Origin of the sequence: Algoriphagus boritolerans DSM 17298 = JCM 18970, from assembly GCF_900108085.1 — a bacterium.
Classification (GTDB): domain Bacteria; phylum Bacteroidota; class Bacteroidia; order Cytophagales; family Cyclobacteriaceae; genus Algoriphagus; species Algoriphagus boritolerans.
In genome coordinates this window covers 1-1,850 of the sequence record NZ_FNVR01000069.1, presented here as the reverse complement: position 1 = coordinate 1,850, position 1,850 = coordinate 1, and the positions used below count along the sequence as shown (strand labels likewise).

Here is a 1,850-nt window from a genome sequence, read left to right as displayed (position 1 = left end):
AAAGCATCCCGATATTTATCGGGACGGACTCACCGAAGACGACCTAGGACTCAAAACAGCTGAATTTTAAGGGTTTTGAGTGCCGTTAGTCAGAATTGTACAAAAGACGACAATTAGTGAAAAGAAAAGACTTAATAACTTTCGGTAACAATATCTGGCGAGTGCTTGACATTAAAGACGACAGAGCATTGATTATTACAGAAGATATAATAGAACTGCGTTGGTATCACAACGATTTTGTGGACATAACTTGGGAGGAAAGCGAATTGAGAAGATACCTTAACAATGAATTTTTCAACACATTTAACCGAGAAGAAAAAGGAAAGATACTATCCGTTGAAAACAGTAATCTCGATAACCAATGGTTTAAAACAAAAGGAGGTGCAAATACTACAGACAAGATATTTCTACTCAGCCTCGAAGAAGTGTGCGGATATTTTGGCAACAGTAATGAGAACCTGAAAATTAAAGACAACCAGAAATGGTTAATCTCAGACGAAAACGACCTAAATCGACAAGCAAAATATAGTAATATTTATCATTGGTGGCGACTTCGTTCTCCCGGATACTACGGACGGACATCTGCGAGTGTAAATTCTAACGGCAATGTTTATGTTCGTGGCAATGGCGTTTATGGAAGACCTAGAGATGGCGGTGGTGTTCGCCCAGCATTATGGTTAAAATTAGTAGAATAATACTTTGAAAAAACAACAAACGAACCGCTAACTGCGTATTTTTGTAATTTTGTTGTTTACAGAGATTGGCTAAAGATAATGGCAAAGAATAAAAAGATAAATGTTCAGGGAGTTGATATTGTTTTGTATGAAGACAATAGCAAAGACTTTATTTCCCTGACCGATATAGCGCGTCACAAAGACCCCGAACATACGGATACTATCGTTCAAAACTGGATGAGAAACCGAAACACCATAGAACTTTTAGGTTTTTGGGAAGCAATTTACAATCCCGATTTTAAACCCCTCGAATTCGAGGGGTTTAGAAAACAAGCAGGACTGAACAGCTTTGTAATGACTCCAAAGCGTTGGATAGAAAACACAAATGCTATTGGTATTGTTTCAAAATCAGGTAGATACGGAGGAACTTTTGCTCATAAAGACATCGCTCTGGAATTTGCATCGTGGATTTCCATAGAGTTTAAACTTTATGTAATCAAAGAGTTTCAACGACTGAAAGATGACGAAAACAACCGACTGAAATTAGAATGGAACTTACAACGGACTATTTCCAAAATCAATTATCAAATTCATACTGACGCAATCAAGGAAAATCTGATACCGAAGGAAATTACCAAACAACAAGCAAGTTTTGTCTATGCAAATGAGGCTGACTTACTGAACGTTGCAATTTTTGGAACAACAGCCAAAGAGTGGAGAGATAAAAATCCCGACAAAACAGGAAACATAAGAGATTATGCAACATTGGAACAGTTGGTTGTATTGAGCAATATGGAAAGTATTAACGCCTTACTCATTGAGCAAGTTTTAGCACAAAGCGACAGACTAATTCAGCTCAACAAGGTTGCCATAACTCAGATGAAATCTTTGACGGAAAGTAAAGCAATTAAAAACCTGAAATAACAAGACCGCAACAACAAAGAACCGCTAACAGCACCTACACGCAAGCAGGGGTTTCGTGCTTCATAGGACAGGAAAGTGGTATATTTGAAGTTCGGTTCTTCGTAGGAAGTTCAGTGCTAAAAATTCCTGCCTGCGTGTAGCCGCAAACCGTTGGCGATCATTCCCCCTACTTTAAAAAAGTTGACTTCGTATGCTAACGGGGTAAAGGCCCCTTAACCGTTTTTTGCTAAATTCCACCACTCTCTGCAAGGC

At 38.5% G+C, this 1,850-nt stretch carries 2 protein-coding genes; both read left to right on the top strand.

From position 1 onward, the window contains the following. Nucleotides 1-116 precede the first annotated feature (116 nt). On the top strand, nucleotides 117-695 hold the full coding sequence (locus tag C4S61_RS21560; RefSeq protein WP_103926842.1) for a DUF6273 domain-containing protein: 579 nt from the start codon (nucleotides 117-119) through the stop codon (nucleotides 693-695). A 78-nt stretch (nucleotides 696-773) separates the two neighbouring features. Then, nucleotides 774-1,598 carry a KilA-N domain-containing protein gene (locus C4S61_RS21555; protein WP_103926841.1) on the top strand — a complete coding sequence of 275 codons (825 nt, stop codon included), beginning with the start codon at nucleotides 774-776 and terminating at the stop codon, nucleotides 1,596-1,598. The last annotated feature ends 252 nt before the right edge of the window (nucleotides 1,599-1,850 follow it).

Coding starts and splice junctions, on each gene's coding strand:
- C4S61_RS21555 (WP_103926841.1), top strand. CDS start 774: ATGGCAAAGAATAAAAAGATAAATGTTCAGGGAGTTGATATTGTTTTG.